Origin of the sequence: Corynebacterium sp. HMSC034B08 (genome assembly GCF_001835805.1) — a bacterium.
GTDB classification, from domain to species: Bacteria; Actinomycetota; Actinomycetes; order Mycobacteriales; family Mycobacteriaceae; genus Corynebacterium; species Corynebacterium coyleae.
In genome coordinates this window covers 108789-109164 of sequence record NZ_KV825969.1, presented here as the reverse complement: position 1 = coordinate 109164, position 376 = coordinate 108789, and the positions used below count along the sequence as shown (strand labels likewise).

The following is a 376-nucleotide window of genomic DNA, read 5'->3' as shown; positions in this document are numbered from 1 at the left end:
GTGGGCACCACCAACGGCGAAGTGCTGCTGAGTATGAACAACCAGCGCGCCCCATTCGACGATCCGGACATCCGCCGTGCCGTGGCGTACGCAATCGACCGCGACGCGATCAACGAGGTGGTCTACAACGGTCTGGCCACCGACACCGGCGGCGCCCCCGTCCCGCCGACCGACCCGTGGTTTACAGGACACAACTACTACCCGTTCGATCCCGACAAGGCCCGCGAACTGCTCGCCGGGCGCACCCCGGAGGTCACCATCACAGTGCCCAACCTCCCGTACGCGCAGACCGCATCCGAGCTGATCTTCTCGCAACTGCGCGACGTCGGCTTCAACATCAAACTGGAAACCGTCGAGTTCCCCGCCGTGTGGCTCA

1 protein-coding gene is annotated in these 376 nt (G+C 64.9%); it reads left to right on the top strand.

All coding sequences use genetic code 11. The features are described from left to right. The coding region (locus HMPREF2656_RS09845; protein WP_246825157.1) for an ABC transporter substrate-binding protein at positions 1 to 376 on the top strand (376 nt) is incomplete at both ends.